Here is a 25,141-nt window from a genome sequence, read left to right as displayed (position 1 = left end):
CCTCTCGGGGGCGGCTTATAGCACGGTGCGGCAGAGTTGACGCACGTCAGATCTGAAGGCCAGAGCGAGCGCCGGCGTTGCGACGCACCGAAGCTTCGTGCGACGCTCCGCGCACACCACGCGAAAGGGGATCGGCTTGAGCGACGCGCACAAGTTTCTTCTCGACGAAAGCAAGCTGCCGAAGGCCTGGTACAACATCAACGCGGACCTGCCGGTGCCGCCACAGCCGGTCTTGCACCCGGGGACGATGCAGCCCGTGACGCCCGACTTTCTGTCGGTGCTCTTCCCCATGAACATCATCATGCAGGAGGTGAGCACCGAGCGCTGGGTCGAGATCCCCGAGCCGGTACGCGACGTCTACCGCCTCTGGCGCCCGACCCCCATGTACCGCGCGCATCGGCTGGAGAAGGCGCTCGATACGCCGGCGCACATCTACTACAAGTACGAAGGGACGAGCCCCGTCGGGTCGCACAAGCCGAACACGGCCGTCCCCCAGGCCTTCTACAACAAGGAGGCGGGGACGAAGGCGCTCACCACCGAGACGGGAGCCGGGCAGTGGGGGAGCGCGCTCTCCATGGCCTGCAATTTCTTCGGGCTCGACCTCGAGATCTACATGGTCAAGGTCTCGTACCATCAGAAGCCGTACCGCCGAATGATCATGGAGAACTTCGGCGCGCGCGTTTACGCGAGCCCCACCGAGCGTACGCAGTACGGTCTGAAGGTGATGGCCGAGAACCCCGACTCGCCGGGATCGCTCGGCATCGCCATCTCCGAGGCGGTCGAGGTGGCGGCCTCGAGCGGCGGTCACAAGAAGTACAGCCTGGGCTCGGTGCTCGGTCACGTGCTGATGCACCAGACGGTGATCGGGATCGAGTCGCTGCAGCAGATGGAGCTGGCCGGCGAGTACCCGGACATGGTGATCGGTTGCGCGGGCGGCGGCTCGAACTTCGCCGGCTTCACCTACCCCTTCATCCACAAGAACCTGACCGAGGGGAAGAAGACCAAGGTCATCGCCGTCGAGCCGGCGTCGTGTCCGACCCTGACCAAGGGACGCTACGCGTTCGACTACGGCGACACCGCGGCGATGGCTCCCATCGTGAAGATGCACACGCTCGGGCACACCTTCGTGCCGCCCGGGATCCACGCGGGGGGGCTGCGCTACCACGGCATGGCGCCGAGCGTGAGCGCGCTCGTGGACCACGGCGACATCGAGGCGCGTGCGGTGAAGCAGCTCGCCACGTTCGATGCGGCGGTGGCCTTCTCGCGGGCCGAGGGGATCATCCCGGCTCCGGAGTCGGCACACGCGGTGCGGGTGACGATCGACGAGGCGCTGCGCTGCAAGCAGACCGGCGAGCGCAAGGTGATCGCCTTCTGCCTCTCGGGGCACGGGCACTTCGACATGACGGCCTACGAGGCCTACCACGCCGGGAAGCTCCAGGATCACGAGTACTCGGCGGAGGACGTGAGCGCCGCGATGGCTCACCTGCCGAACGTCCCCGCCATGTAGACCGCGCGGTCCTCTCGCGCGTCGCACCCCCGCTCACTGTCCCCGCTCACTCCAGATAGTACAGCCCCACCGACGCGTAGCGCCTGACCGACGCCGGTCGGTTCGCCCCGTACTCCAGGCGCAGCCGGAAGGAGCGCGCGAACTGGATCGCGTCGGTCAGGATGTGCCAGCGCGTCGGGTTCACCACGCCGCGGTCCTGGTCGGTGTTCCGCTCGAAGAGACCGAGGCTGCTGAAGGCGTAGCTGTATGGCCCGTTCCAGTAGTACCAGCCGCCGTTGAAGTAGTCCTCGGTGCCGGTCCCCTGCCACCGCGGCTCGCCGTCCACCTCGCCGAGCTCGTCCCCCTCGAGGCAGTTCAGGACCTGCGGGAAGGGGTTGCTCGGATCGGCCTGGCCCACGAAGGTCATCACCGTCCCGACGTACTTGCCGCGACCGGTCACCTCGGCGATGCCGTGGCGGTCCTTGTCGGTCAGCGGGGGCAGCTGCTCGCGGTGCTGCGCGTGCAGGTAGCCCCAGCGCGAGGTGGGGAGCTCGGCCACGACACCCACGCTGGCCACGAGGCTGACCGGCTCGGTCCCCTCGTTGCGCAGCGCGAGCTGGGCGCGGCTGCGAAAGGGCATCGGGAGGTAGAAGGAGAGTCGATGGCGCGCGCCGTCCCGGGTGACCGCGAGAGGAAGGGCGGCGAAGGGGACGAGTTTCTCCTCGCTCGCGAAGAGGGCGAGGAGCGGCACGTCGATCGCGGCCTGGGGGCGGTCGTCCCAGTGCGCGACCAGGCGCAGCTTCCGCAGCGCCTCGAGCGACGCGGCCGCGTCCACGGTCAGCTCGAGTCGCCGGATCGTGCCCGGCCCGGTTTGGCGGAGCACGAGCGTCGTCTTCCCTGGGTCGGCGCGGACCGCCGCCCCGTCGAGTGCGAGGGGCGAGGTGGTCCCCGGCTCGCCCTTGCCGGTGCGACCGAGCAGGGCGCGCGCCTCGGCCAGGATCGGGCCGTCGACGGTGGCCGGATCGAAGGGGGTCACCTCGCCCGCGGACTGCGTCGCGACCTGGTAGTAGTGCACCTTCTGCGCGCTGAGCCCGTCGAGGACGATGCGGAGCTTGGAGCGGTACGCGATCGGCAGGTAGCTCACGAGGAGCCCCGAGCGCCAGCCCGCGAAGGGCTCGGTGAAGGTCTGGTCGCGCCCCTCGGCCCAGTCCTTCAGCTTGCCCTGGTAGACCGGGCGCCTGAGGTCGTCGACGTAGATCTTGATCTGTTCCTGGTCGAGGCCCGCGAGGGGAACCCCCGGCGCGGGCATCATCGGCGGCTGCACGGGGTTCGACATCGCGAAGACCATGCGCGAGACGAAGCCGGGTCCGTCGTCGGCGGCGGCGATGAGGTAGCCGGGGATGCCGTCGCCGCAGCGCGCGGGTTCGAGCTGCTCGGTGAGGAGCGGGATGGGCCGGCCCCCGCAGACGGCGAGGAAGTTGTTGAAGTCCTTGTTCCCGGGGTCGGCGAGAGGGTACTTCGCCTGCTTGAGCGTGTCGGTGCTGGTGAAGACGCGGTAGCGCCGCTCTTCGAGGCGCGGCAGCTCCTCCCAGCGCGAGAGGGTGCGGAGGGCCTCGTCGGCGCTCTCGCCTCCTACGGCGCTGCAGGCGGCGAGGCAGAGCGGAAGACCCAGAACGACCGGGCGAAGCGATCGCACGCGCATGATTGTCCCTTTCCGGGCAAAGCTAGCCCGCGCGCGGGACGCTGTAAACGCGCGCCTCGTCGGGTGCCGTGTGAGGGGCACTGGTCAGGCGGCCGGCTTTGTGGGATGAGTCCCGCATGAGGCCCGGACCCCGGCTCTCGGCCGGCTCACGACTCTGGCTCGCGGCGCTCGGCTCGTGCCTGCTGCGCTGTTCTGGGTTCACCGCGGTGCCGGCGGACGGGGGTGCGCGCGACGGCGCGACGGGGGATGGCGGGGCGAGGGAGGCTCGGGCCGACGCGCTGCCGGCGGTGACCTGCACGAGCACCACGCTGCGCGGCCTGATGCCGCTCGGCCAGTCCACGCTGGAGGCGGACGAGGCGGGGATCGTGCCTCTCGCCAGCGGCAAGGGGGTGAGCCTCGTTTGGGAGTCCGAAGCGAAGTCCGATCCGCGCCTCTACTGGGCCTGGGTGGACTTCCTCGGCAAGCCGCGCGGCGCGAAGGAGCTGGCTCGGGGGCGTGACCCGCTCCTCCTGCCGGTGGCCGGCGGCGCGGTCCTCTTCTACAGCGAGGGGACGAGTCTCAAGCGCGTCCAGCTCGACGACCAGGGGGTCTTCAAGGGCCAGCCCGCGACGGTGCATACCCCCCTCACGAGCAGCTTCGACGGGGCGCGCGTCGGCGCGGTCCACGCGCTCGTGCTGAACGGCGTCGAGGAGGGGCGCGACGAGGTGCACCTTCTGCGCGTGGGGTCCGACGGAAAGATCCTCTCCGGACCGACGAAGGTGCCGCAGTCGGGGATCAACTCCACCCTCGCCAGGGTGGCCTGGGATGGCCGGCGCCTCCTGCTGTCGTGGACCGACATGCGCGAGGGGACCCCGGCCGTCTACGCCGCGCTCTTCGACGAGCGGGGACAGCGACAGGGGAACGACCTCCGCGTCTCCGCTGCCGGAACGAAGGGGGCCTTCCCGTCGGTCGCCCCGCAGGCCGGTGGCGGGTTCGTCCTCTGCTACGAGCAGAAGGTGACCGAGACGAACCACGAGGTCTTCTGCGCGCGGACCGACGGCGAGGGGAAGGTGACGAACCAGGTTCAGCTCACGCGGACCGCAGGCGACTCCTTCCATCCGCGCGCGGTGGCCCACGGCGCGCTGACCTGGGTCCTCTGGGACGAGCGCAGCGCGGCGAGCGAGCCCCGCCTCTACTGGCAGTTCCTCGACGCGCAGGGGGCGCCGCTCCTCGCGCAGCCGCGGGACCCCGAGGTTCGCGGCTGGCGTCCGCACGCCGTCTCGACGCCCGACGGGCTGTACTTCCTGCACTACAACTTCGGCAGCGGGACGCGCGTGCTCGCCGAGGTGGGGACCGTGAACTGCTTCTGAGAAGTGGGCCCTGGGGTCAGGTTTGCTGCGGCGTGAGCCACTTCGGGAGCTGCGGGGCGCGGTAGCGCGCGAAGGCGAGGAGCAGGCCGTCCGGGGTCGTGTCGTGTACCAGCGTCGCGCGGTGCTCGGCGCGCACGAGCTTCTCGGCGGTGGCGTGGTCGAGGAGCGCGAGGAGCGGGTCGTAGAACCCCTCCACGTTGAGGAGGCCGCAGGGCTTGCGGTGGATCCCGAGCTGGCTCCAGGTGAGCGTCTCGAACAGCTCCTCGAAGGTGCCGAGCCCGCCGGGGAGCGCGATGAACGCGTCGGAGAGGTCGTGCATGAGCTGCTTGCGCTCGTGCATGCTCGAGACGACGTGCTGGGCGGTGAGCCCGGTGTGGGCGAGCTCGCGGCTGACGAGGGCCCGGGGGATGACGCCCGTCACGCGCCCTCCGGCCGCCAGCGTCGCGTCGGCGACGATCCCCATCAGGCCGACGTTGCCGCCCCCGTAGACGAGCTCGAGGCCCCGTCGGGCCAGCTCGCCGCCCAGGGCGCGCGCGGCGTCGGCGTACGCGGGGCGGGCCCCGGCGCTCGAGCCGCAGAAGACGCAGATGCGCTTGAGGGTGCTCGCGGCCACGCTCGCCTCGCGCTCAGTCCCAGGAGAAGAGCCAGCGACGCGAACCGAGGAGCGAGGCGGCGAGGCCTCCCAGGCCGCCCTCGGTCTGCAGGACCAGCGGCGGGCAGTAGACGTAGTGCTCCCAGGCGAGGGCCTCGCACTCGGCGCGATCTTTCGGCGGGCGGGCGACGTGCAGCTCGATCGTGTCGTACGAGATGGCCATCGCGTCGGCGCCGTAGCGCTCGTGCCATCGCTTCAGCAGCGCGACGTGGACCTCTGCGATGGGGCAGGTGTCCCAGCCGCCGATTCGCAGGTGTCCGGGCGCGTGCCAGCTCACGGGGCTCGGGATCAGCGCCACCGACAGGTCGCGGCGCTCGCCCTCCTCGCTCGCCATCAGGGATTCGAAGGTCGGGCGCAGGGGGCCCGGCTCCTGCCAGCCGGAGAGGTCCCGCTCGAAGAAGTCCGGGTTCTCCTCCTCCATCGCCGTGAACCAGAGGCCGGTGTCGATGGCCAGGCCGTCCTCGATGAGCTGGGCCGCGGGAGGGAAATCGTCGCTCGTCACCTGATTCACCATCAGGCGCACGCTCTGCTCGTCTCCCACCACTACCGGCCAGAGCCCGGTGCGGGGGACGAGCTCCCGGAGCTGACCCCAGAGGCGAAACGCCTCCTCGGCCGGGGCGACGAGGCGATGGATGTTGCCGTCGTCGAGCTCGAGGAACGGGGAAACCGTCGAGCCGTCGATGCCGTGCTGCGCGAGCTTACGTCGTAGGCGCTCCATAGTGCGTATAAGTATCCCACCGGCGGGGCGCAAGGCTACCTTCTCGAGCGTCGGGCGCGCGGTCTCGGTATCGGGGCGGGTCGACCGTGTGGGCGCGGAGCAGGGTCCGGGGCGCCACCGAGCGGCTAGGCCAGCGGCCAGCGGCGACGGTCCGAGGGTCGTAATCATTAGGAGATCTCACGAAACGCCTGGCGTGCATCTTGCTCGTTAGGGCCCCCGGCACGCATGGATCGAACGAGCTCGCACCTCTTGAGACAGTGCCTGGCCTTCGCGCTCCTCGCCGCGTGCGCCGTCGCGCGTCCGACGTCCGCGCGCGCGGACTGGACGCAAAACCTGTTTTCCTCTCTTTCGCATCGCCACCGCCAGACGGCGCGACACAGCGACGCCGTCGAGTGGGTGGCCGCGATGCTGGCCCGGCGGCTCGAGCTCACCGCGCGCGAGCAGAGGCTCGTCCGGCAGGTGGCGCGTCTGCACGACCTCGGCAAGGGGCGCGTGCCTTGGTCCATTCTCGAGAAGGCCGGGCCGCTCACCGACGAGGAATGGGCGGTGATGAAGCAGCATCCCGACCTCGGGGCGCAGCTGCTGGAGCGCGGGGGCGGCCATCGCACGACGCTTCGTCACTACCTGGCGCAAGGCGTTCGTGGACACCATCAGTGGGTCGACGGTGGGGGCTATCCCGCGCGCGAGCCTGGCACGCCGATGACGCGCGAGGCGCAGATCGTCGCGGTGGCGGACTTCGTTGCCGCCGTGGCCGAGCGCCGCCCTTACAAGGAGCCGTGGGATAGGGCGCGCATCGTGGCCGCGCTGCGGGAGGGGTCGGGGACGCACTTCGCGCCCGACGTCGTCGAGGCGGCGGTCGCGCTCCTCGAGGGGCATCGGTCAATGATGCGGCGCCTCGGGGGCGGCTCGCCGCGCATCACGCCGACGCCCCGCAAGATCTCGCACGCGCTCGGAGGGAAGCGGCGCGGGGGAAGCGGGGAGCTGGTGCAGCATCGTCGCCGCGTGGCGAGCTCGTCGCACGGCCAGGGCGGCTCGCACTCACGCTTGCGCCTCGGCCATCCGGGTTTGTAGCGCGGCGGCCTCGGCCTCAGAGTAGCCGAGCTCGCGCAGCACCTCGACCGTGTGCTCGCCGAGCAGCGGCGGCGGGCGACGGATCGCAGCCGGGCTGGCGGAGAGCCGAAACGGAAAGCCCGTGCTCGCGATCGTGCCCAGCGTCGGGTGCTCGACCTCGCGGCGCAGCTCCTGGTGCCGCGCCTGCGGATCGTCGAAGACCTCGTCCACGCGATAGATCGGCCCGCACGGCACCTGCGCGCGGTCGAGGGTGGTCACGATCTCGGCCGTGCCGAGCGCGACGAAGCGCTCCTCGATGAGACGCGCCAGCTCGCGCACGTGGACCACGCGGCCTTCGTTGTGGGTGAAGCGTGGGTCCTCTCGCAGGTGCGCGAGGCCGAGCGCGTCGGTGAATCGGCGCCACTGCTCGTCGTTGCCCACCGCCACGTTCACGTGACCGTCGCGCGTGGCGAAGGTCTGGTAGGGGGCGATCATGCTGTGCGCGTTCCCCGTGGTCGTCGGGGCGCGACCGGTCGCGAAGTAGGCCGCGGCCTGGTAGGTGAGCAGAGCCACCTGGCTGCCGAGCATCGACGCGTCGACGAGCTGCCCCGCGCCGGTGCGCTCCCGGTGAAAGAGCGCGGCGAGCACGGCGTGCGCCGCGAACATCCCACTCGCCATATCGGCGATGGGGACGCCGAGGCGGGTCGGATCGTCTTCGGGGCCGGTGACGCTCATCAGCCCGCCCATCCCCTGCAGGATCAGATCGTAGGCCGTGCGGTGGCTGCCCGGGCCGCTCTGGCCGAAGCCCGAGATCGAGCAGACGACGAGCCGCGGGTGCGCGGCGAGGAGCGCCTCGGGGGCGAGCCCGAGTCGCGCCATGGTCCCCGGGGAGAAGTTCTCGACGAGCACGTCGGCGCGCGCGAGCAGCCGCTCGATCACGGCGCGGCCGTCGGGCTGTTTCAGGTCGAGCGCCACCGAGCGCTTGTTGCGGTTGACCGAGAGGAAGTAGGCCGACTGCCGCGTGCCGTCGCGCGCGGCGAGGAAGGGCGGCCCCCAGGCGCGCGTGTCGTCGCCGGCGCCGGGGCGTTCGACCTTCACCACGTCGGCGCCGAGGTCGCCGAGCAGGAGGGTGCAGTAGGGGCCGGACATGGCGCGCGTCAGGTCGAGCACGCGCACGCCGGAGAGCGGGCCGGGGGTGGCGAGGGGTTGCATGGCGGGAGCATCAGCGAGGCGCGGGGCGGGGGCAAGAGGCGTCGTGGCCGAGGAGCCTGGAGTCTCGACACCCCAGCTCCGGGGGGTGTTCCTGTCGTATTTCGGGCGTTGCGGACGGTAACCGACCGAAAGGTGGCACGCCCTCTCCGCCGCGCGGCTGGTGCGAGGGATGCATACCTCGGAGCTACGGCAGACGCTGCAGGGAGGCATCACACCCGAGATGAAGCTGCGACGGGCGCGTGGGCTGTGGAAGGCGGGTGCTGGTTGGGCGAGCGTGGCGGTCGTGGCGCTCGTCGGAGGGTGCGGGGGCGTGGAGAGCGCCTTCGACGAGGAGTCGACGGGGCGGGTGACCTACCGGGTGAGCGCGCCCCCCGCGGCTCCCACGGACCTCGCGGCGTCGGCCCGCTCGCAGTGCGCGATCGAGCTCACCTGGACTGACAACGCGAACGACGAGACGGGCTTTCGCGTCGAGCGCAGCGTCGACGGCGTGAGCTTTACTCAGATCGCGTCCGTGGGGGCGAACGTGACGCGCTATACGAGCAGGGGCCTGACGGCGGGAGCGGCCTACTTCTACCGCGTGCGAGCCTACGTCAAGGGCTCTCCGACGCTCTATTCGGCGTATGCGCAGACCGCGAGCCCGACGACCACGCTGCCGGCCCTCGCGGCGCCGACGCTGGCGATCCAGCGGACCTACGCTACGCAGGCCGATCTGAGCTGGAGCGACGACTCGGCGAGCGAGTCGGGCTTCAAGATCGAGCGCAGCGCCGACGGGGCGACGTTCGTCGAGGTGGCCAGCGTGGGGGCGGACGTCACGACCTACACGGACGCCGGACTCGCGCAGGGCACGGCGGTCACCTATCGCGTGCGCCCCTACAACGCCTGCGGCGCGGGCCCGGCGTCGAACGCGGCCTCGACGACGACGACGACCTGCGGGGCTCCCGCGGACGCCGACGGTCGCGGTCTCTGGGTCTGGAGCTACGACCAGGCGACCAAGCCGGGGCTGCTGGCCTTCGCCGCGGGCAGGTCCGTGAGTGCGATCTACGTGGAGAGCGAGGCCCTCGTCGCGGCGCAGCCGGCCACGCTGACGGACCTAGTCCAGAGCGCCGCGGCCCAGAACCTTAAGGTCGAACTCCTCTTCGGCGCGCCGAGCTGGGCGCGGGCCGCCAGCCACGAGCAGGCTCTGGCGCTCGCGCGGGCGTCGGTGAGCTACGTGCAGTCGCTGTCGGGCGCGAAGCCCACCGCCGTGCACTTCGACGTCGAGCCGTACCTCCTCCCCGAGTGGAATACCGACCGCAACGGCATCGCCAACCAGTACCTGGACCTGCTCGAGGGGCTTGCCCAGGCCGTGGCGGGCAGCGGCCTCGCGCTCGCGGTGGACGTTCCCTTCTGGTACGACACGGTGCAGGTCACGCGCGCTGGCGCGACGCGCCCGCTCCACAAGTGGGTGCTCGACCTCGTGGACCGGGTGGTCATCATGGACTACCGCGACTTCGCCACGGGCGGCGGGGGGCTTATCGACCTCGCCGCGAGCGAGCTGGGGTACGCCGAGGCGGTCTGCAAGCAGGCCGTGGTGGGGGTGGAGACGCAGTGCAACCTGGGCGACCAGCTCACCTTCTGCGAGGAGGGCGAGGGGGCGATGAACGCGGCGCTCGGCGCGACACGACAGGCCTACGTCGGCAACGTGGCGATGGCCGGCGTGGCGGTGCACTACTACGAGAGCTGGCAGCTCCTCGCGCCCTGAACCAGCTAGCCCTAGCCCGCCCTCAGGGTCCGAAGAAGGTGATCGGGTCTACGGTACAGGCCTTGTACGTGCAGGTCTTGTCGGGCCGGCGGACCTCGAGGTGCAGGTGCGGTCCGTTCTGGGTGCCGCTCTCGGCGACCTCCTGGCCGAGCGTCACGCGCGCGCCCGTGGTCACGAGGATCCTGGAGCAGTGCCCGTAGATGACCTCCGTCCCGTCGGAGAGGCGCATCCTGAGCTCGCCTGCGGCGGCGTTCTGGCTGTCGGCGAAGTAGCCCGTGCCGCCCGACTCGGTGACCGTCGCGTCCTCCATCGCGTAGAGCTTGGTTCCACGCGCCAGGGTGATGTCGCTCCCGCAGTGCACGATGCGGCTCGCGTCCCAGTGCCCGTACCCCTGGCAGTACTCGTAGCCGCCGTTGAAGGTCGTGTAGCCGTAGGGCTGCACGACGGAGTAGGCGCCGCCCACGATCTCCGTCACCGTGAGCCGCCGCTTGGCCGGCGCGGCGTCGGAGGGGTTGCGGCGTGGGGAGCCGTCGCGGGCCGCGAGGTCGGCCGGTGCTCTCAGGTCAGCGCGCCCGGTGGTCCGTCCGTCCGCGACGCCGATGGACCCCGGCCCTCCGTCGGAGGCACCTTCCTCGCCCAGCAGGCCTCCGCGCAGGGTGCCGGAGCAGCCCGGGGCCGAGGCGAGGCCTCCGCAAAGCAGGCCCACGACGAGCCAGGACCGCCCGGGGCGCCGCGAGGGTACCGCTAGCCTCATGCATGAGGTGAGAGCAACTGGCGTGCCGCGCCCGAGGGCGCAAGAATCCACCATTGTTTCACGATCCCGGGGCTTGAAGACCCCGCCTGCTGACCACCGCGTCGGCCACGAAATGCGGAGAATCGGTTGCGCCGCCGGTTACCTGGTGCTCGGAGGATCTTGCCTCCGGTGGCTGCGCAAACGGGCGCTACGGCCGGTCCTGGCAGGTCCCCGCGGTTCCCGACGACCCGGCCACGCAGATCCCCGCCTGAACCGGCCGGCAGGGCTTGGTGCAGGGGACCGAGAGGCACCCCTGCTGCTTCCAGAGCTGCTGCACGTAGGTGATGGCCTGCACGGCGAGCGTGTTGCGCGAGTCCACCATGGTCATGCAGCCGCACTGCAGGCTGTCCGGAACCATCACGGTGCACTGCGGGCTCGAAAGGGCGGCGTTGCAGCTCTTGCCCTGCTTCACGGCCACCTGGTACGCGGCGCTGAGCTGGTCGCAGCTGGTGGTCGTCGGCGAGCACGCCCCGCGGCTGGCCACCGAGACCCCGTTCGCGTTGGCGCCGCAGGGATTGCTGTACGTGACGTTGTCGCAGCCGCAGACCGGCAGGTACTCCCCCGTGCAGCTCGAGGGGCGGGTCTTGCACACTCCTCCGCCCTGCGCGCCGCAGCCGAAGTCGGAGTGGCAGTACCCGTTCTTGAGGTGCATGCACTCCACGTTGTCCTTGCAGGGCGGCGGGCCGCAGGGGCCCTTCTGCGCGATGGAGGTGCCGGCGGCGTGCGCGAGGCAGTCGTTGTCGTAGGTCTTGCCGTCGCAGCCGCAGACCTGGGCGAGGATCTTGGGGCAGTTCCCGGTGCGAGGCGCGCAGGTGCCGGGCCCCATCTTGCCGCAGTGACCATCCAGGTTGCAGTACATCGGCGCGCCGTAGCCGCAGTCCGCGTTACTCTTGCAGCTCGAAGGGGTGTTGCACGCCCCCTTGCGCGCCACCGAGGTGCCGGCGCTGTTGGCCTCGCAGTCGTTGCCGTAGGTCCTGCCGTCGCAGCCGCAGACGGGGGCGTAGTACTCGGGACAGCCCTGCGGCCGGGGTGCGCACTTGCCGGGACCGTTCATGCCGCAGCTCGAATCCTGGGCGCAGAACTGGTTCGGGCCGCACTCCATGCTGCTCTTGCAGACCGACGGCTGGTTGCAGCGGCCTCTCGAGCGGACGGAGACCCCGCTCATCTGCGCGGCGCACTCGTTGCCGTAGTCCTTGCCGTCGCAGCCGCAGACCGGGTCGTAGATCGCGGCGCAGCCCTTCGGACGTGCGACGCACTTGCCCGGGTTCATCGCGCCGCAGCTCGCGTCGAGCAGGCAGAACTGGCCGGCCGTGGCGCCGCATTCCTTGTTCGACCAGCAGCCGGGGGGCGGCGGGGGCGGCGGGGGCGGCGGGGGCGGCGGGGGCGGCGGGGGCGGCGGCGGATCTTCGCAGGCTCCCTTGCGGGACACGTTCATGCCGGCGCCGCGGGCCTCACAGTCGTTGCCGTAGGTCTTGCCGTCGCAGCCGCAGACGGGGGAGTAGATCGCGGGACAGGCGCGGGCCCGCTGCACGCAGATGCCGCCGCCGGTCTTGCCGCAGTTGACCTCGAACCGACAGTACTCGTTGTTCGAGGGGTCGCAGTCCGCGCTGCTGCGGCAGCCTGTGCGACCGTCGGGCAGGGGCCCGGCGTCGGCGTCCGACGAGCTCCCGTCGGTGACGCCGCCGTCCGGGCCGTTCGAGGGGCAGGCGCCCTTGTGCGCCAGGGTCACCCCGGCGAGCTCGGCCTCGCAGCGCGAGTAGTAGGTCTGCCCGTCCACGCCGCAGACGGGGCTCGGATCCTCGCAGAGCGCGGGGAGAGGGGCGCGACCGCAGGCCGAGAGGCCGAGGGCCAGCGGCAGGGCGATCAGGAGCCGACGTCGATCACGGGTGCGCATCGAGACCTCCACGGAGTGCGTCACGGTCGATCATTATAGAGAGAGCAACCAGCATGCCAGATGGCCGGACGCGGGGCCTGAAATCTGTGTGCCGGGTTAGACCGGGGTCTCGGGGCACCCCCGGCGGGAAACGTGACGCCCGGATCCCGGGGCCCATGGAAAACTGAGGCACCCCTTGCAACGCGGGCCGACTTGGGGGAATGCTCCGCCTCGCCAACGTCTGGTGGAGCCCGTCCGATGCCCGAGCCATTACCGCAGAGCCACGAACGTCATCGCCGGTTGTGGGAACTCGTGGCGCCCCGTTCACCGCGTGACGACGTGGCGCACGATGTCTATCACCTTTTGCGGGTCCACCAGTGGGCCACGCGCCTCGCCCCTGAGGCGGGCGTGGACCCCGATCTGGCCGGGGCCGCGGCGCTGGTGCACGACCTCGTGGACGTGCCGAAGCACGAGAAGGATCGACCGTACGCGTCGGAGCGGTCCGCCGAGGAGGCGCGGGCGCTCCTGCGGCTCGTCGGCTACAGCGACCGCGAGGTCGCGGCGGTGGTCGAGGCCGTGCGCACCTGCAGCTGGTCGCGCGGTCGGGCGGCCACCTCGGAGCTCGGCACCGTGCTGCAGGACGCGGATCGCCTGGATGCGATCGGCGCGGTGGGCGTGGCGCGGGTCTTCGCCACGGCCCAGCGCATGGCCTCGGCCGGGAAGGCCGTGCGCCTCTATCATCCGACGGACCCGGGGGCGCTGCTCGATCGTCCGCTCGACGACCTGCGACAGGCCGCGGACCACTTCCAGCTCAAGCTCCTCAAGCTCGCCGAGGGGATGCACTACCCGTCGGCCCGCAAGGAGGCCGCGCGCCGCCACACCGCGCTGCGCGCCTACCTCGACGAGCTCGTGCGCGAGGTTTCGACGTAGACGGCCCGCGCTCCGTCGAGCGACCAGTCCCCGAGGCGCGCCTGACCGAGCGAGATGGCGCCGTCCCCGGGGGGGAAATCGCGTGACAGGTAGACCTGGTGTCCTCGCGCGAGCAGCCGTTCGCGCGTGCGCGCGGTGAGTCGCTCGTTCAGGAAGCAGCCCCCCGCGAGGACCACCGGCTCGAGCCCGACGCGGGCGGCGATGGCCTCGGCGAGGGCGGCCAGCGTCTCGTGCAGGCGCGCGGCGAGCACCGAGGGGGCAGCGTGGCGGCGCCGCTCGGCGAGGAGCGCGTCGACGAACGGACCGAGCGAGGCCACCATGGGTGGCCCGTCTCCGAGGGGGAGCGGGTAAGGCTCGACCGGGCCCACCTCGCGGGCTGCCTGCTCGAGGAGCAGCGCGGCCTGACCTTCGTAGCTCGGGCCCGTGCGAAGACCGGCGAGCGCGGCCACCGCGTCGAAGAGCCGCCCGACGCTGCTCGTGCGGGGAGAGGCGACCCCGCTCCGGAGCGTCTCGAGGAGCAGCGCAGCCTCGGGAGCCGGGAGGACCTCGGCCGCGAACGACGAGGCCAGCTCGGGGGCGTGTGCGAAGAGCAGCCCCAGCGCCGCGCGCCACGGCTCGCGAAAGGCACGCTCGCCACCGGGGAGCGGAAAGGGCTCGAGGTGCGCGACGCGCGAAAAGCCCGCGCGCTCCACGACCAGGGCCTCTCCCCCCCACAGGGTGCCGTCGGAGCCGAGGCCCGCTCCGTCCCAGGCCAGCCCGAGCACCGGTCCTTCGAGCGCGTGCTCGGCCATCACGGCCGCGACGTGGGCGTGGTGGTGCTGCGCGCGGAGGAGCGGCACGCCGTGCGCGGTCGCGAGCTTCTCGGCCAGGCGGCTCGAGGCGTAGTCCGGGTGGAGGTCGCAGACGAGGAGCTCGGGGCGCGCGGCGAAGAAGCCGAGCAGGTCGTCCACCGTGCGCGCGAGGAGCCGCGCCCCGCCAGCGGAGCGCAGGTCGCCGAGGTGCTGGCTCACCACGGCCTCCTCCCCGAGGAGGAGCGCCACGGTGCTCTTCAGCTCCGCCCCGAGGGCCAGGACGCACGCCTCGCGTCCCGCCCGCGCGAGAGGCAGAGGGAGCGGGGCGTAGCCGCGGGCGCGCCGCACGAGCTGCGGACCGGCGCCGGTCACGCGCACGACCGAGTCGTCCACGGGGCGCACGATCGGACGGTCGTGGACCAGAAAGGCGTCGGCGAGCTTTCCGAGGCGAGCGAGCGCCTCCGGCTCGTCGGTGCACATCGGCTCCTCGGCCAAATTGCCGCTCGTGCAGACCACCGGCCGCCCGAGCTCTTCGAGCAGAAGGAGGTAGAGCGGCGTGGACGGGAGCATCACCCCGAGGTCGCGGTTTCCCGGGGCCAGCGCCTCCAGAGCCAGGCCACCGGCCGTCCGAGGCAATGGGTCGGGAAGCTCTCGACGCCGTGCGAGGAGGATCGGCGCCGCGGGAGACGAGAGCGCCGCCCGCTCGTCGGCCGAGAGGTCGCACCAGGGTGTCATGGCCTCCGGCGCCGAGAACATCACGGCGAAGGGCTTATCGTCGCGTCCCTTGCCCGCGCGGAGCCGCGCGACGGCCCCGGGGTCGGTGGCGTCCACGAGCAGCTGATAGCCGCCGAGGCTCTTGGCGGCCAGAATCTCGCCCCGCCCGAGGAGTCGCACCGCGGCCGTGAGCGCGGGAGCACCCCGCACGAGCTCTACCCCGCGCGAATCGAGCAGCCGGAGCGCGGGCCCGCAGATCGGGCAGGCGATCGGCTGAGCGTGAAAGCGCCGATCCCGCGGGTCGTCGAACTCGCGCCGACAGGCGGCGCAGAGCGAAAAGCCGCGCATGCTGGTCGAGGCGCGATCGTAGGGGAGGGCCTCGACGATGGTGTACCGAGGGCCGCAGGCCGTGCAGCTCGCGAAGGGGTAACCGTGCCGCCTCTCGGCGGGCGAGAGCACCTCCGCGCGACAGGCGGGGCAGGTCGCGAGGTCCGTCGGCAGGGCCGGACGCACGTGCGGCGCGCGCTCGCTCGGGCGGATCGCGAAACCCGGTTCATCGCACAGCGGGAGCGCAGTCCGCGCGACCGATACGATGCGGGCCGCCGCGGGGAGCTCGCTCCCGAGCGCGTGCTCGAAGCGCGCCACGCGAGGCGCGAGTCCCTGCACCTCGATCCGTACCTCGCTCCCCAGGTTCTGCACGAGGCCGGTCAGCCCCTCTCGCTCAGCGAGGCGAAAGACGAAGGGGCGAAAGCCCACCCCCTGCACCACACCGCGGAGCGCGAGCCCGATGCGGATCATGCCCCGATGAGGGTGCGGACCCGCGCGACAGCCTCGGGGAGGGCGCGGGCCACCTCGTCGGAGAGGCTACTCTCCCCGCGCCGTGGGGGGGCGATGGTGACGCCGACCAGCTGAAGGCGCCGCGCGATGAGCGCGGGGGCGAGCGCGCGGGCGAGGCCTATCGCCTGCGCCACGCCGAGCCCGTGGCTCGAGAGCCGTCCCGGTCCAAGACGGGCGAGCGCCGGCTCGTCGAGGAGCAGGACTCGCCCCGGGGGGTCGGCCAGGAGCGCGTCCACGATCACGACCTCCCCGTCGAACCGCACCAGCTCGACCAGACGGCTCGCGTCCGGCGCCTCGACGAGCTCCACACCCTCGGGGAGGCGCGCCCCACGCAGCGCCTCGCGCAGCGCCTCGAGCACGACGAGTCCGACGCCGTCGTCGCCGGCGAAGCGTTGGCCCAGGGCGATGACGCGCGTGCGCCGCGCCGCGAGTTCCGCCGCGCCGGGCGCAGGGTGCGGCTTCATTCCTCGTCGACCTTCAGCGTCAGAAAGTGCGTGGCGCACGAGATGCACGGGTCGTGGTTGCGCACCGCCTGCTCGGCCCGGTGCGTCGCGTCCGCGAGCGGCAGCGCGACGAGCTCGCCGGCCATCTGCCGCAGGTCCTCCTCGATCGAGGCCTGGTTCTGCGAGGTGGGCGGCACGATCTGCGCCTCGAGAATGGTGCCGCTGTCATCGAGGCGATAGCGATGGTAGAGCATCCCGCGCGGCGCCTCCGTCCCGCCGTGGCCCTCGCCCGCGCGCGGCGTGGCGGGTACGAAGGCCTCCTTCGGCGGCGCGTAGGCCTCGACGATCCGGAGCGCGTCGGTGAAGGCCTGCGCCACCTCGACCATCCGCACGAGGAGCATCTTGAACGGGTTCAGGCACGGCACGGAGAGACCGACCTCGCGTGCGAGCGCCTGGACCTCCGGATAGAGGCGGTCGAAGTTCAGGTTGAAGCGCGCGAGGGGCCCGCAGAGGTACGCCCCCCGCTCCTTCACGCGCGCGTGCAGCGCGTGGGTGTGCGTGACGTGCTCCTCGGCGAAGTGCTCGCCGAACTCGCGGACGGGAACATCGATCCCCTTCGACGAGCTAATGCGTCCCTCGCAGAAGGGGTACTCGTCCGGATGGCGGAGCGCGACGAACTCGTAGTCCCGCTCGAGCTCGGGGAAGGAGAGGGTCGCCATCCACCGCGCGGCCTCGGCGGCGGCCTCCTTGCCCCAGCGGAGCTCCGGCAGCAGCGAGTCGAGCTCGGCGCGCGTCGGGACGCGGTAGAAGCCGCCGACGCGCACGTTGATGGGGTGGATCTCGCGCCCGCCGAGCAGCTCGACGATGGCGTTGCCCGCCCGCTTGAGGCGCAGACCGAGCTCCACCTTCGGTCCGTGGAACTTGGCCATGGTCAGGGCGTCGGGATAGCCGAGGAAGTCGGGGGCGTGCAGCATGAAGGTGTGCAGCGTGTGGCTCTCGATCCATTCGCCGCAGTAGAGGAGCCGCCGCAGAGCCCGGAGCTGCCCCTCGACGCGGATCCCGAGCGCGTCCTCCATCGCGTGGCAGGCGCTCATCAGGTACGCCACGGGGCAGATGCCGCAGATGCGGGCCGTCAGGTCGGGGGCCTCGCTGTAGCCGCGGCCGCGCAGAAAGGCCTCGAAGAAGCGCGGCGGCTCGAAGATGGAGAGGCGGACCTCCGGCTCCTTCCCCTGGCGCAGCCGGATGAAGAGCGACCCCTCGCCCTCGACGCGCGGCAGGTAGTCGACCTTGATCGTGCGGGTCCGCTCAGCCACGGCGCTCTCCCTCGCGCTCGGCCGCCGCGGCGGCCTCCTTGAAGGCCGGCGCGTCCGCGTTGAAGGTCCGGAAGAGGCGCGTGACGTCGAGCGCGGTGCAGCCCAGGCCCATGAGCCCCGCGGTGAGCGCCGCCGCGTTCGGGGCCTCCATGGGGCCGAAACAGCCGTAGCAGCCGCGCGAGTAGCTCGGACAGAGCGCCCCGCAGCCGGCGTGGGTCACGGGCCCGAGGCAGGGGGTGCCGGTCACCATCACGCACACATTGCCGCGCAGCTTGCACTCCACGCACACCGCGTGAGCGGGGATGCTGGGCGTGCGCCCCCTCGCGAAGGCCGCGACGACGTCGAGGAGCTGGCGCTTGTTCACCGGACAGCCGCGCAGCTCGAAGTCCACCGGGACGTGGGTGGCGATGGCCGTGGAGGTCGCGAGCGTCGCGATGTACTCGGGCCGGGCGTAGACGACGCTCCGGTACGCGGCCACGTCGGCGACGTTGCGGAGGGCTTGCACTCCCCCCGCCGTGGCGCACGCGCCGATGGTCACGAGCTTGCGCGAGAGCCGCCGCACCTCGTGAAGGCGTTCCAGGTCGTGCGCGGTGGTGATCGAGCCCTCCACGAGCGACAGGTCGTAGGGGCCCTTGAGCGCCGTGCTCGTGGCCTCGGGGAAGTACGCCAGCTCGACGACGCCGGCGAGCGCCAGGAGTTCGTCCTCGAGGTCCAGCAGCGAGAGCTGGCAGCCGTCGCACGAGGCGAACTTCCAGACCGCGAGGGTGGGCCTTCGCGTACCGCGCCGCACCGTCAGATCTCCCGCACCGAGAAGATGCTGCGCACGCGTGCGAAGGGGAGCACCGGCCCATCCTTGCAGAGGAAGTGCGGGCCGTACTGGCAATGACCGCACTGCGCGACGGCGCACTTCATGTTGCGCTCCATCGAGACGAAGATGCGATCGTCGGTCATCCCCTGCCGTTCGAGATCGCGCACGCTGAACTTCATCATGACCTCGGGTCCGCAGACGAGCGCGACGGCCCTCTCGGGGGCCACGCGGGCGCGGGCGATGAGGCTCGGGACGACGCCCACCGGGCCGGTCCAGCCCGGTCCCGCGTGGTCGACGGTGACGAGGGTCTGCAGCTCCTTGCGGCGCTGCCAGCGCTCGAGCTCCTTGCGAAAGGGGAGGTCCTCGGGGCTCCGCGCGCCGACGAGGAGCGCCACCTGGCCGTAGTCCGCGCGATGCCGGAGCAGGTGGTAGATCGCCGGCCGGAGCGGGGCGAGGCCGAGGCCGCCGGCGAGGATCATCACGTCGTGGCCGCGCATCGCCTCCATGGGCCACGGCGTACCGTAGGGGCCGCGCACGCCGACGACATCGCCCGCCTTGAGCCCGGCCATCAGCCCCGTGACCGAGCCGACGGCGCGGATGGTGTGCACGAGCTCCTCGGGGGCGCCCGGGTCGCCGCTGATCGAGATCGCCACCTCGCCCGCGCCGAAGTGATAGAGCATGTTGAACTGGCCCGGGGCGAAGGGAAATCCATCTCCCTGCGCTCCGGGGTCCAGCCGCAGCGTGAAGGTGTCGCGGGTCTCGGCGGTGACCTTCGTGATGCGCATCGGCTCGGGGAGCATGGGGTGGAGCGCGCTCGCCGCGTCGGGCGCCGCCGGGCCCGGTCGCAGGGCGTTCATCGTCCGGCCCCGTAGACGTCGAGGCGGTGCATGCGCAGCCGTTCGATGCGCTCGTACATCAGGTGCATCAGGCGGATCGTCAGCACGCGGAAGATCTCCGGGTCGTCCTCGATGCGGCCGCGAAGGTGCGGGGCGTCGATGGCGAAGGCCTCCACCGGCTCGCTCGCGCGGGCGTCGAGGTGCCAGCGGTAAGGGGGAAAGTTCCACGAGAGCCCGATGATGTCGCCGGCGCCGATCGTCTCCACCTGCGTGACGCCCCGTCCCGGCACGTGCAGCTCGAGCGAGACGCGGCCGTGCACGAGCAAGTAGAGGGTCCGGGCCTCCTCGCCCTCGCGCGTGAGGAAGGCCCCCGGCTCGAAACGCTGGGCTTGCGCCTTCAGGCTCTCCACCTGCGCCTCGGTCAGGCCGTGCAGGAACGGGTGTTTGATCAGCTCGGCAGTCGTCGTGGCCATGCGGTCACCTCCCTCCTTCGGCGGCGCGGAAGGCCGCCGCCTCCTCGGTGATGTCGATGCCCACGGGGCACCAGGTGATGCAACGGCCGCAGCCGACGCAGCCCGAAGTCCCGAACTGATCGATCCAGCTCGCGAGCTTATGGGTCATCCATTGGCGGTAGCGGGAGGCCGCGGCCTGCCGCACCGGGCCCCCGTGCACGTGCGAGTGTTCGAAGGTAAAGCACGAGTCCCAGCGGCGCACCCGCTCGGCCGTCTGGCCGGTCAGGTCGGAGACCTCTTCGACGGTGCCGCAGAAGCAGGTCGGGCAGGCCAGAGTGCAGTTCGCGCAGCTCAGGCAGCGCCTCGCTACGCTCTCCCAGCGGGGCGATTCGGCGTGACGGTAGAGCAGCTCCTTGAGGCCATCCGTCTCGAGCGTGCGCCCCATCTGCGCCGCCGTGCGCGTGAGCAGGGCCTCGGCCTGGCCCAGGTCGTCGGCCGAGGCGGGCCGCGTCGGCAGATGCGCGAGGTGCGCCGCGCCGCGCTCGGTGCCCGCCTGAACGAGGAAGCGATGCTCTCCCTCGAGGAGCTCGGTGAGTGCGAGGTCGAAGCCGCGGGTGGCGCGGGGGCCCGTGCCCATCGAGACGCAGAAGCAGGTGCCGCCGGCCACGCCGCACGAGAGCGCGACGACGAAGACGTCGGCGCGGCGGGCGACGTAGTGGGGGTCGGCGTGGGGGCCCTCGGCGAAGACCCGGTCCTGGACCGCGATCGCCGCCAGGTCGCAGGCGCGCGCGCCGATCAGGGCGAGCGGTCTGGTCTCCGCCGGCTCGGGGGTGACCGCGAAGCCCTCCTCCGTGCGGCGCGCGCTGAAGAGGCGCTGTCGCGGGGCGAAGAAGAGCTGTTTGAAAGAGTGCACCGCCGTGGAGAAGCCGAAGAGCGCGACGTCGCCACGTCGCTCGAGCCGGTAGCGTCCGGGCTCTTGCACCTCGGTCAGACCGGCGGGCAGGTCGGCGAGCCCCTCGAGCTCGGCCTGCACGATCGCCCCGTCGCGCACCGTGGGTCCCACGAGCGTGCGTCCCTCTGTCCGGAGCCGCGAGAGCAGCTGGCCGAGGCCGTCGACGGACAGGATTACCGAGTCGACGGTCGGCGCCCCCTGAGGACGAACCGACATCGGGTCAGTGTCGTGCCGTGCGGCGAGCCGGTCAAGCGTCGCACGTGGGTGGGCCCCAGGCCGTTTCTTGGCCCGACGAGAGGCCATGGTAGGCTTGGGGACTTACCTAAAGCATGGGAGGCACCTCGAACGATGAACTACACCGGCTTACGAGGGATGGCACTGGCAGGAGCCCTGGCGCTCGTTTTCGTCGGCTGCGGCAACAAGTCCACGGCCAAGACGGACGGAGGCGGGGGCAGCGGCAAGGATGGCGCCACGGCCAAGGTGGACGGCGGCGGAACGGGCAGCCCCGCGGTCTGCGACCAGCTCAAGAGCAAGTGTTCGGCCCAGGATGCGCCCACCGCGGACGAGGTGGCCGACTGCAAGAACACCATGGCCACGCGCTGCGGTTCGTTCGTCCAGGCGGCGATCGAGTGCCTTCGCAAGAACGAGAAGTGCGGTGCCGACAACAAGATCGACCCGATGTCGGTGGGGATGGCCTGCTCGCAGCAGCTTGCCGCGAGGGGGACGTGCGTGCCGGGGGGCACGGATGGCGGCGGGATGCCGGGGATGGACGGCGGGATGATGGACGACATGGGGATGGACGACTCGGGGATGGGCGCGGAGTAACCGCGTGCGGTGACCCCGACCCCGAGGGTCGGCGTCGCCGGTCGAGGTCGACTTACTTCCCTCGCGCGGCCATCGCCTCGTAGCGCTCAAGCTTGCGGTAGAGGGTCTTGCGGTCGAAGCCCAGGACCTGCGCGGCGAGGGTCTTGTTGCCGCCCACGCTGTCGAGCACGCGCAGGATGTAGCGGCGCTCGACCTCCTCCATCGGTACGAGCTCCGACGGGTCCTCGCTGGCCACGATCACGTGCGAGCGGCGGTAGCTCCGGATCTTCTCCGGCAGGTCTTCCACCGCGACCTGGTCGTACCGCGCGAGCGCGACCGCCCGCTCGACGCAGTTCTGCAGCTCGCGCACGTTGCCGGGCCACGCGTAGGCGAGGAGCTTCTCCGCCGCGGCGCTCGAGAGACCGACGACGGGCTTGTCGGCCACCGCCGCGAAGTGCTCGACGAAGTGCTGCGCCAGGACCAGGACGTCGCTCCCGCGCGCGCGAAGCGGCGGCAGCTCGACGTGGATCACGTTGATGCGGAAGTAGAGGTCCTCCCGAAAGCGTCCGTCGGCCACGGCCGTCTCGAGGTCGCGGTTCGTCGCGGCGACGATGCGCGCGTCGAAGGGGATCTCCGCCTCGCCGCCGAGCGGCCGCACCGTGCGCTCCTGCAGCGCGCGCAGGATCTTCGGTTGCAGCCCCACCGGCATGTCCCCGATCTCGTCGAGAAAGAGCGTTCCCCCGCTGGCCTGAACGAAGAGCCCTACTTGCGCCTGGCGCGCGTCGGTGAAGGCGCCCTTCGCGTGGCCGAAGAGCTGGCTCTCGAGGAGCGTCTCGGGCATCGCGGCGCAGTTGATCGCCACGAACGGTCCCTGGCGTCGGCGGCTGCGCTGGTGCAGCGCGGAGGCCACGAGCTCCTTGCCCGTCCCCGTCTCGCCGGTGACGAGCACCGAGGCCTCCGAGTCGGCCACGCGGTCGAGCAGGTCGAAGACGCGCTTCATGGCCGGGCTCTGGCCCAGGATCCGTTCGAAGCTCTGGGACTGGTCCACGACCTTGCGCAGCCGCTTCACCTCCGCGCGGAGCGAACGGTGCTGCACCGCGCGCTGGAGCGTGATCACCAGGGCGTCGATCTCGACCGGCTTGGTGATGAAGTCGTAGGCCCCGGCGCGAATCGCGGCCACCGCGGTCTCGAGGCTGCCGAAGGCGGTGAGCACCACCACGGGCACGTCGGGCCGGTTCGCGACGATGCGCTCGCAGAGCTCGATGCCGCTCGTGCCGCCGCGCAGGTTGAGGTCCGTGAGCACGACGTCGAACTCGGACTGCTCGAGGGTCGCGAAGCCCTCGTCGGCGCCGGAGCAGGCGGTGGCGGCGAAGCCGCGACGCGAGAGGCCGGAGGCGAGCAGGTCGCACATGGCGCGTTCGTCGTCGACGATGAGGACTCGCGGGTGGGCCGTCATGCGTGATCTCCGGCAGGAAGGTAGATGGTGAAGCAGCTCCCCTTGCCCATTTCGCTCTCCACGCCGATCCAGCCGCCGTGCTCGCGGATGATCCCCTCGGAGACCGAGAGGCCGAGCCCGGTCCCCTGCCCGACCCCCTTGGTGGTGAAGAAGGGGTCGAAGATGTGCTGCAGCACGTTGGGCGGGATGCCGGCTCCCTCGTCGCGCACGGAGACGCAGACGCAGTCGCGGTCTGGGCCGCCGAGGCTGTCGGGGGGGCGGACGCGCGCGCTCTGCACGTCCACCGAGAGCTTTCCCCCCTGCGGCATGGCCTGGATGCCGTTCACGACCAGGTTCGTGAGGGCCTGCTGGAGCTGGCCGAGGTCGGCCTTCACGACGGTGGCGGTGCCGTGGCACTTCACCTCGAGCTCCACGCGCTGCTTCTGCGCGAGCGGGGTCACGAGCGAGAGGGTCTGGTCCACGACGGGACGCAGGTCCTCGAGGACGCGCTGGGGCCCGCGGCGCCGGGCGAAGTCGAGGAGCTGGCGGATGATGCCGGCCATGCGTTCGGACTGCTCGACGATGATCTTCGCGTTGTCGAGCGCCTCGTCCCCGACGACCTCCTTCGTGGCGATCATCTTCGCGCGGCCGGCGACGACGTTGAGCGGCGTGCCGAGCTCGTGGGCGATGCCGGAGGCGAGCTTGCCCACCGCGTTCAGCCGGTCGGCGTGGCGGAGCTGGTCGAGGGCCACGATGCGCGAGGCGGTCTCATCGGCGAGGCGCTCCTGCGCTCCGGCGAGCTGGTCGCACATGGCGTTCATCTCGCCGGCCAGCTCGGCCAGCTCGTCGCGCTGGCGGAGCTCGAGCGGGCCCGAGAGGTCGCCGGCGCCGACGCGACGGGCCTTGCCGATGAGCGCGTTCATCGGGCGCCCGACGAGCCAGAGCCCGAGACCCCAGGCCATGAGGCCGCAGACGGCCGCCACGATGAGCGTGGTGAGCAGCGTGGTCCAGATCGTCGTGCGGACGTACCCGTAGACCTTCTCGAGCGACTCGGTGAGCTCGAGGGCGCCGACGGGCATGCCGTACGGGACCACGGGGATGTACGTGTAGAGCATCGAGGGGTCGGGGCTCGTGTCCTGCACGAGCTGCAGGTCCATCCCTCGCGAGAGCCGCTGCACCTGGGCCCGGGGGAGCGCGGGTTGCTGCGGGTCCCCGGCCGGCGCGTCGAGACGGACCCAGCGCACCTTGACGCGGATCTCTTGCTTGCCCGCGTACTCGACGATCTCGAGGGCCCGGTCCTCGCCGCTGTTGCGCCAGGCCTCCGCCACGGCGGCGCCGAAGGCGTGGCCGATCGCGAGGTGGTCGCGCTTCATGTCCTCCTGGAAGTAGTCCACCTCGCGCTGCACGCGGAGGTAGCTGTGCACGGCGAGCACGGCGCACATGCCGAGGACGAGGGCCAGGGTGAGCTTGCGGGCCAGCTTCATGGACGCCGGGCGACCGTTGGAGGCGCCGTCTGCCTATCTATCTAAGGATGCACGGCTCGGTTCCGCCGCGCATTGTACGCCGGGAGAGGGGCCCCCGGGGAGAGTGCGGACTAGAGCCCGAAGCGAGCGGCGAGCGGCGCGGCGACCTTCAGCTCGGCCGCGGCGTTGGTCAGGACGGTACCGCCGTGGATGAAGTGCCCGGGCGTGCCCTCGAGGCCCCCCGCTTCGAGCGCCTTGGCGCGGTTGGTGGTGAGCTTGCGCGTGGTCACCTTCTGATACCACTGCAGGTCGCGGCCGTTCAGTGCGGCGCCGGTGTTCACGGCGAGGCTGACGGGGTCGATGATGGACGCGACCCCGTGCGTGAGCAGCCAGTCCCCGCTGCCGTAGGTGAAGGTGCCGCGGCCCAGGTTCTTGCCGTCGCGGGTGCGCCCGACGAAGAAGGCCTTCGCGCTCTGGCCGAGGCCGAGCTGGACTCGAACCACGCCGTAGCCGGCCTGGCCGTTCTCGCCGCCCGTGGAGGTGCGGTCCACGACCACCGCGCTCTTGCCGCGGCCGGCCACGATGCGGAGCTGCGGACCCATCCACAGGTCGTGCGCGGTGAAGAGCTTGAGCCCGCTGGTGGCTGCCTTGGCCAGCTTCTCCGCCACTCCGACGGGCACGATGAAGCTGAGCGGCCGCGTGCGGGACTCCTGACCCAGCGCCGCGTACTTGAAATATTGGTAGGGAATCGTGACGCGGACCGCGTCCCGGCCCATCGGCTGCAGCG

General features: G+C 71.5%; 22 protein-coding genes and 4 pseudogenes. 6 read left to right on the top strand and 20 right to left on the bottom strand.

The window, feature by feature from the left end:
- The first annotated feature begins 136 nt into the window (after positions 1-136).
- Complete coding sequence (locus IT371_23480) at positions 137-1,507, top strand: TrpB-like pyridoxal phosphate-dependent enzyme (GenBank protein ID MCC6750639.1); 1,371 nt, start codon at positions 137-139, stop codon at positions 1,505-1,507.
- Between the two features lie 46 nt (positions 1,508-1,553).
- Here the strand turns inward: IT371_23480 and IT371_23475 are convergent, their stop codons facing one another.
- On the bottom strand, positions 1,554-3,188 hold the full coding sequence (locus IT371_23475; protein ID MCC6750638.1) for a DUF2961 domain-containing protein: 1,635 nt from the start codon (positions 3,186-3,188) through the stop codon (positions 1,554-1,556).
- 116 nt (positions 3,189-3,304) lie between these two features.
- Between IT371_23475 and IT371_23470 the strand changes: the two genes are divergently transcribed.
- Complete coding sequence (locus tag IT371_23470) at positions 3,305-4,537, top strand: hypothetical protein (GenBank protein ID MCC6750637.1); 1,233 nt, start codon at positions 3,305-3,307, stop codon at positions 4,535-4,537.
- A 16-nt stretch (positions 4,538-4,553) separates the two neighbouring features.
- Here IT371_23470 and IT371_23465 read toward each other — a convergent pair whose 3' ends face one another.
- The gene (locus IT371_23465) at positions 4,554-5,150 is read right to left on the bottom strand and encodes a TIGR00730 family Rossman fold protein (GenBank protein MCC6750636.1); all 597 of its coding nucleotides are present in this window, start codon (positions 5,148-5,150) and stop codon (positions 4,554-4,556) included.
- A 13-nt stretch (positions 5,151-5,163) separates the two neighbouring features.
- Positions 5,164-5,907 carry a DUF4253 domain-containing protein gene (locus IT371_23460; protein MCC6750635.1) on the bottom strand — a complete coding sequence of 248 codons (744 nt, stop codon included), beginning with the start codon at positions 5,905-5,907 and terminating at the stop codon, positions 5,164-5,166.
- A 225-nt stretch (positions 5,908-6,132) separates the two neighbouring features.
- On the opposite strand from IT371_23460, the gene IT371_23455 reads away from it, so the two are divergent.
- Positions 6,133-6,978, top strand: a complete 846-nt coding sequence (locus IT371_23455; protein MCC6750634.1) for an HD domain-containing protein — start codon at positions 6,133-6,135, stop codon at positions 6,976-6,978.
- Here IT371_23455 and IT371_23450 read toward each other — a convergent pair.
- Positions 6,946-8,169 (bottom strand): CoA transferase, encoded by a 1,224-nt coding sequence (locus IT371_23450; protein MCC6750633.1) that lies wholly within the window; start codon positions 8,167-8,169, stop codon positions 6,946-6,948. The two genes, IT371_23455 and IT371_23450, sit on opposite strands and share 33 nt — an antisense overlap.
- 169 nt (positions 8,170-8,338) lie before the next feature.
- Between IT371_23450 and IT371_23445 the strand changes: the two genes are divergently transcribed.
- Complete coding sequence (locus IT371_23445; GenBank protein MCC6750632.1) at positions 8,339-9,910, top strand: fibronectin type III domain-containing protein; 1,572 nt, start codon at positions 8,339-8,341, stop codon at positions 9,908-9,910.
- A gap of 22 nt (positions 9,911-9,932) precedes the next feature.
- Here IT371_23445 and IT371_23440 read toward each other — a convergent pair whose 3' ends face one another.
- The 6 genes and pseudogenes from IT371_23440 to IT371_23415 form a co-directional block, all read right to left on the bottom strand.
- On the bottom strand, positions 9,933-10,664 hold the full coding sequence (locus IT371_23440) for a M23 family metallopeptidase (GenBank protein ID MCC6750631.1): 732 nt from the start codon (positions 10,662-10,664) through the stop codon (positions 9,933-9,935).
- A 187-nt stretch (positions 10,665-10,851) separates the two neighbouring features.
- Positions 10,852-11,355 carry a hypothetical protein gene (locus tag IT371_23435; GenBank protein ID MCC6750630.1) on the bottom strand — a complete coding sequence of 168 codons (504 nt, stop codon included), beginning with the start codon at positions 11,353-11,355 and terminating at the stop codon, positions 10,852-10,854.
- 33 nt (positions 11,356-11,388) lie between these two features.
- Positions 11,389-11,562 (bottom strand): annotated as a pseudogene (locus tag IT371_23430) (hypothetical protein).
- A gap of 39 nt (positions 11,563-11,601) precedes the next feature.
- Positions 11,602-11,868, bottom strand: a pseudogene (locus IT371_23425) (hypothetical protein).
- Positions 11,869-12,138, bottom strand: a pseudogene (locus IT371_23420) (hypothetical protein). It abuts the pseudogene before it with no gap.
- A pseudogene (locus IT371_23415) lies at positions 12,112-12,480 on the bottom strand (hypothetical protein). Before IT371_23415 ends, IT371_23420 begins: the two co-directional pseudogenes overlap by 27 nt.
- 354 nt (positions 12,481-12,834) lie before the next feature.
- On the opposite strand from IT371_23415, the gene IT371_23410 reads away from it, so the two are divergent.
- Positions 12,835-13,506 (top strand): HD domain-containing protein, encoded by a 672-nt coding sequence (locus IT371_23410; GenBank protein ID MCC6750629.1) that lies wholly within the window; start codon positions 12,835-12,837, stop codon positions 13,504-13,506.
- Here IT371_23410 and hypF read toward each other — a convergent pair.
- Genes hypF through IT371_23375 form a run of 7 tightly spaced genes read right to left on the bottom strand, consistent with a single transcriptional unit; the run spans position 13,470 to position 20,868 of the window.
- Positions 13,470-15,809, bottom strand: a complete 2,340-nt coding sequence (gene hypF, locus IT371_23405; GenBank protein MCC6750628.1) for a carbamoyltransferase HypF — start codon at positions 15,807-15,809, stop codon at positions 13,470-13,472. The two genes, IT371_23410 and hypF, sit on opposite strands and share 37 nt — an antisense overlap.
- Positions 15,806-16,312, bottom strand: a complete 507-nt coding sequence (locus tag IT371_23400) for a hydrogenase maturation protease (GenBank protein ID MCC6750627.1) — start codon at positions 16,310-16,312, stop codon at positions 15,806-15,808. The genes hypF and IT371_23400 overlap by 4 nt, the downstream gene beginning before the upstream one ends.
- Positions 16,309-17,604, bottom strand: a complete 1,296-nt coding sequence (locus tag IT371_23395) for a Ni/Fe hydrogenase subunit alpha (protein MCC6750626.1) — start codon at positions 17,602-17,604, stop codon at positions 16,309-16,311. Before IT371_23395 ends, IT371_23400 begins: the two co-directional genes overlap by 4 nt.
- Positions 17,597-18,400 carry an oxidoreductase gene (locus tag IT371_23390; protein ID MCC6750625.1) on the bottom strand — a complete coding sequence of 268 codons (804 nt, stop codon included), beginning with the start codon at positions 18,398-18,400 and terminating at the stop codon, positions 17,597-17,599. The genes IT371_23395 and IT371_23390 overlap by 8 nt, the downstream gene beginning before the upstream one ends.
- Positions 18,397-19,269, bottom strand: coding sequence for an FAD/NAD(P)-binding protein (locus IT371_23385; protein ID MCC6750624.1), 873 nt, complete (start codon positions 19,267-19,269; stop codon positions 18,397-18,399). The genes IT371_23390 and IT371_23385 overlap by 4 nt, the downstream gene beginning before the upstream one ends.
- Complete coding sequence (locus tag IT371_23380; GenBank protein MCC6750623.1) at positions 19,266-19,721, bottom strand: cyclic nucleotide-binding domain-containing protein; 456 nt, start codon at positions 19,719-19,721, stop codon at positions 19,266-19,268. Before IT371_23380 ends, IT371_23385 begins: the two co-directional genes overlap by 4 nt.
- Before the next feature lie 4 nt (positions 19,722-19,725).
- Entirely contained in the window at positions 19,726-20,868 is a 1,143-nt protein-coding gene (locus IT371_23375; GenBank protein MCC6750622.1) for a 4Fe-4S dicluster domain-containing protein, read from the bottom strand.
- Positions 20,869-21,024: 156 nt separating this feature from the next.
- Between IT371_23375 and IT371_23370 the strand changes: the two genes are divergently transcribed.
- Positions 21,025-21,477 carry a hypothetical protein gene (locus tag IT371_23370; protein MCC6750621.1) on the top strand — a complete coding sequence of 151 codons (453 nt, stop codon included), beginning with the start codon at positions 21,025-21,027 and terminating at the stop codon, positions 21,475-21,477.
- A gap of 52 nt (positions 21,478-21,529) precedes the next feature.
- Here the strand turns inward: IT371_23370 and IT371_23365 are convergent, their stop codons facing one another.
- The 3 genes from IT371_23365 to IT371_23355 form a co-directional block, all read right to left on the bottom strand.
- Entirely contained in the window at positions 21,530-22,912 is a 1,383-nt protein-coding gene (locus IT371_23365) for a sigma-54-dependent Fis family transcriptional regulator (GenBank protein ID MCC6750620.1), read from the bottom strand.
- The gene (locus tag IT371_23360; GenBank protein MCC6750619.1) at positions 22,909-24,375 is read right to left on the bottom strand and encodes a HAMP domain-containing protein; all 1,467 of its coding nucleotides are present in this window, start codon (positions 24,373-24,375) and stop codon (positions 22,909-22,911) included. The genes IT371_23365 and IT371_23360 overlap by 4 nt, the downstream gene beginning before the upstream one ends.
- A gap of 110 nt (positions 24,376-24,485) precedes the next feature.
- Positions 24,486-25,141: hypothetical protein (locus IT371_23355; GenBank protein ID MCC6750618.1), on the bottom strand; the 656-nt coding region annotated here is incomplete at its 5' end.

It is taken from the genome of Deltaproteobacteria bacterium (assembly GCA_020848905.1).
Classification (GTDB): Bacteria; Myxococcota_A; Polyangia.
The sequence above is the reverse complement of the archived record's forward strand: the minus strand, read 5'-3'. Positions and strand labels throughout refer to the sequence as shown.

Excerpts from the sequence above, each read along its gene's own strand:
- IT371_23435 (MCC6750630.1), bottom strand. The coding sequence starts at position 11,355 with ATGCACCTCAAGAACGGGTACTGCCACTCCGACTTCGGCTGCGGCGCG.
- IT371_23375 (MCC6750622.1), bottom strand. The coding sequence starts at position 20,868 with ATGTCGGTTCGTCCTCAGGGGGCGCCGACCGTCGACTCGGTAATCCTG.
- IT371_23370 (MCC6750621.1), top strand. The coding sequence starts at position 21,025 with ATGGCACTGGCAGGAGCCCTGGCGCTCGTTTTCGTCGGCTGCGGCAAC.
- IT371_23400 (MCC6750627.1), bottom strand. The coding sequence starts at position 16,312 with ATGAAGCCGCACCCTGCGCCCGGCGCGGCGGAACTCGCGGCGCGGCGC.
- IT371_23445 (MCC6750632.1), top strand. The coding sequence starts at position 8,339 with ATGCATACCTCGGAGCTACGGCAGACGCTGCAGGGAGGCATCACACCC.
- IT371_23460 (MCC6750635.1), bottom strand. The coding sequence starts at position 5,907 with ATGGAGCGCCTACGACGTAAGCTCGCGCAGCACGGCATCGACGGCTCG.
- IT371_23450 (MCC6750633.1), bottom strand. The coding sequence starts at position 8,169 with ATGCAACCCCTCGCCACCCCCGGCCCGCTCTCCGGCGTGCGCGTGCTC.
- IT371_23440 (MCC6750631.1), bottom strand. The coding sequence starts at position 10,664 with ATGAGGCTAGCGGTACCCTCGCGGCGCCCCGGGCGGTCCTGGCTCGTC.
- IT371_23410 (MCC6750629.1), top strand. The coding sequence starts at position 12,835 with ATGCCCGAGCCATTACCGCAGAGCCACGAACGTCATCGCCGGTTGTGG.
- IT371_23385 (MCC6750624.1), bottom strand. The coding sequence starts at position 19,269 with ATGAACGCCCTGCGACCGGGCCCGGCGGCGCCCGACGCGGCGAGCGCG.
- IT371_23475 (MCC6750638.1), bottom strand. The coding sequence starts at position 3,188 with ATGCGCGTGCGATCGCTTCGCCCGGTCGTTCTGGGTCTTCCGCTCTGC.
- IT371_23470 (MCC6750637.1), top strand. The coding sequence starts at position 3,305 with ATGAGGCCCGGACCCCGGCTCTCGGCCGGCTCACGACTCTGGCTCGCG.
- IT371_23380 (MCC6750623.1), bottom strand. The coding sequence starts at position 19,721 with ATGGCCACGACGACTGCCGAGCTGATCAAACACCCGTTCCTGCACGGC.
- IT371_23455 (MCC6750634.1), top strand. The coding sequence starts at position 6,133 with ATGGATCGAACGAGCTCGCACCTCTTGAGACAGTGCCTGGCCTTCGCG.
- IT371_23360 (MCC6750619.1), bottom strand. The coding sequence starts at position 24,375 with ATGAAGCTGGCCCGCAAGCTCACCCTGGCCCTCGTCCTCGGCATGTGC.
- hypF (MCC6750628.1), bottom strand. The coding sequence starts at position 15,809 with ATGATCCGCATCGGGCTCGCGCTCCGCGGTGTGGTGCAGGGGGTGGGC.
- IT371_23365 (MCC6750620.1), bottom strand. The coding sequence starts at position 22,912 with ATGACGGCCCACCCGCGAGTCCTCATCGTCGACGACGAACGCGCCATG.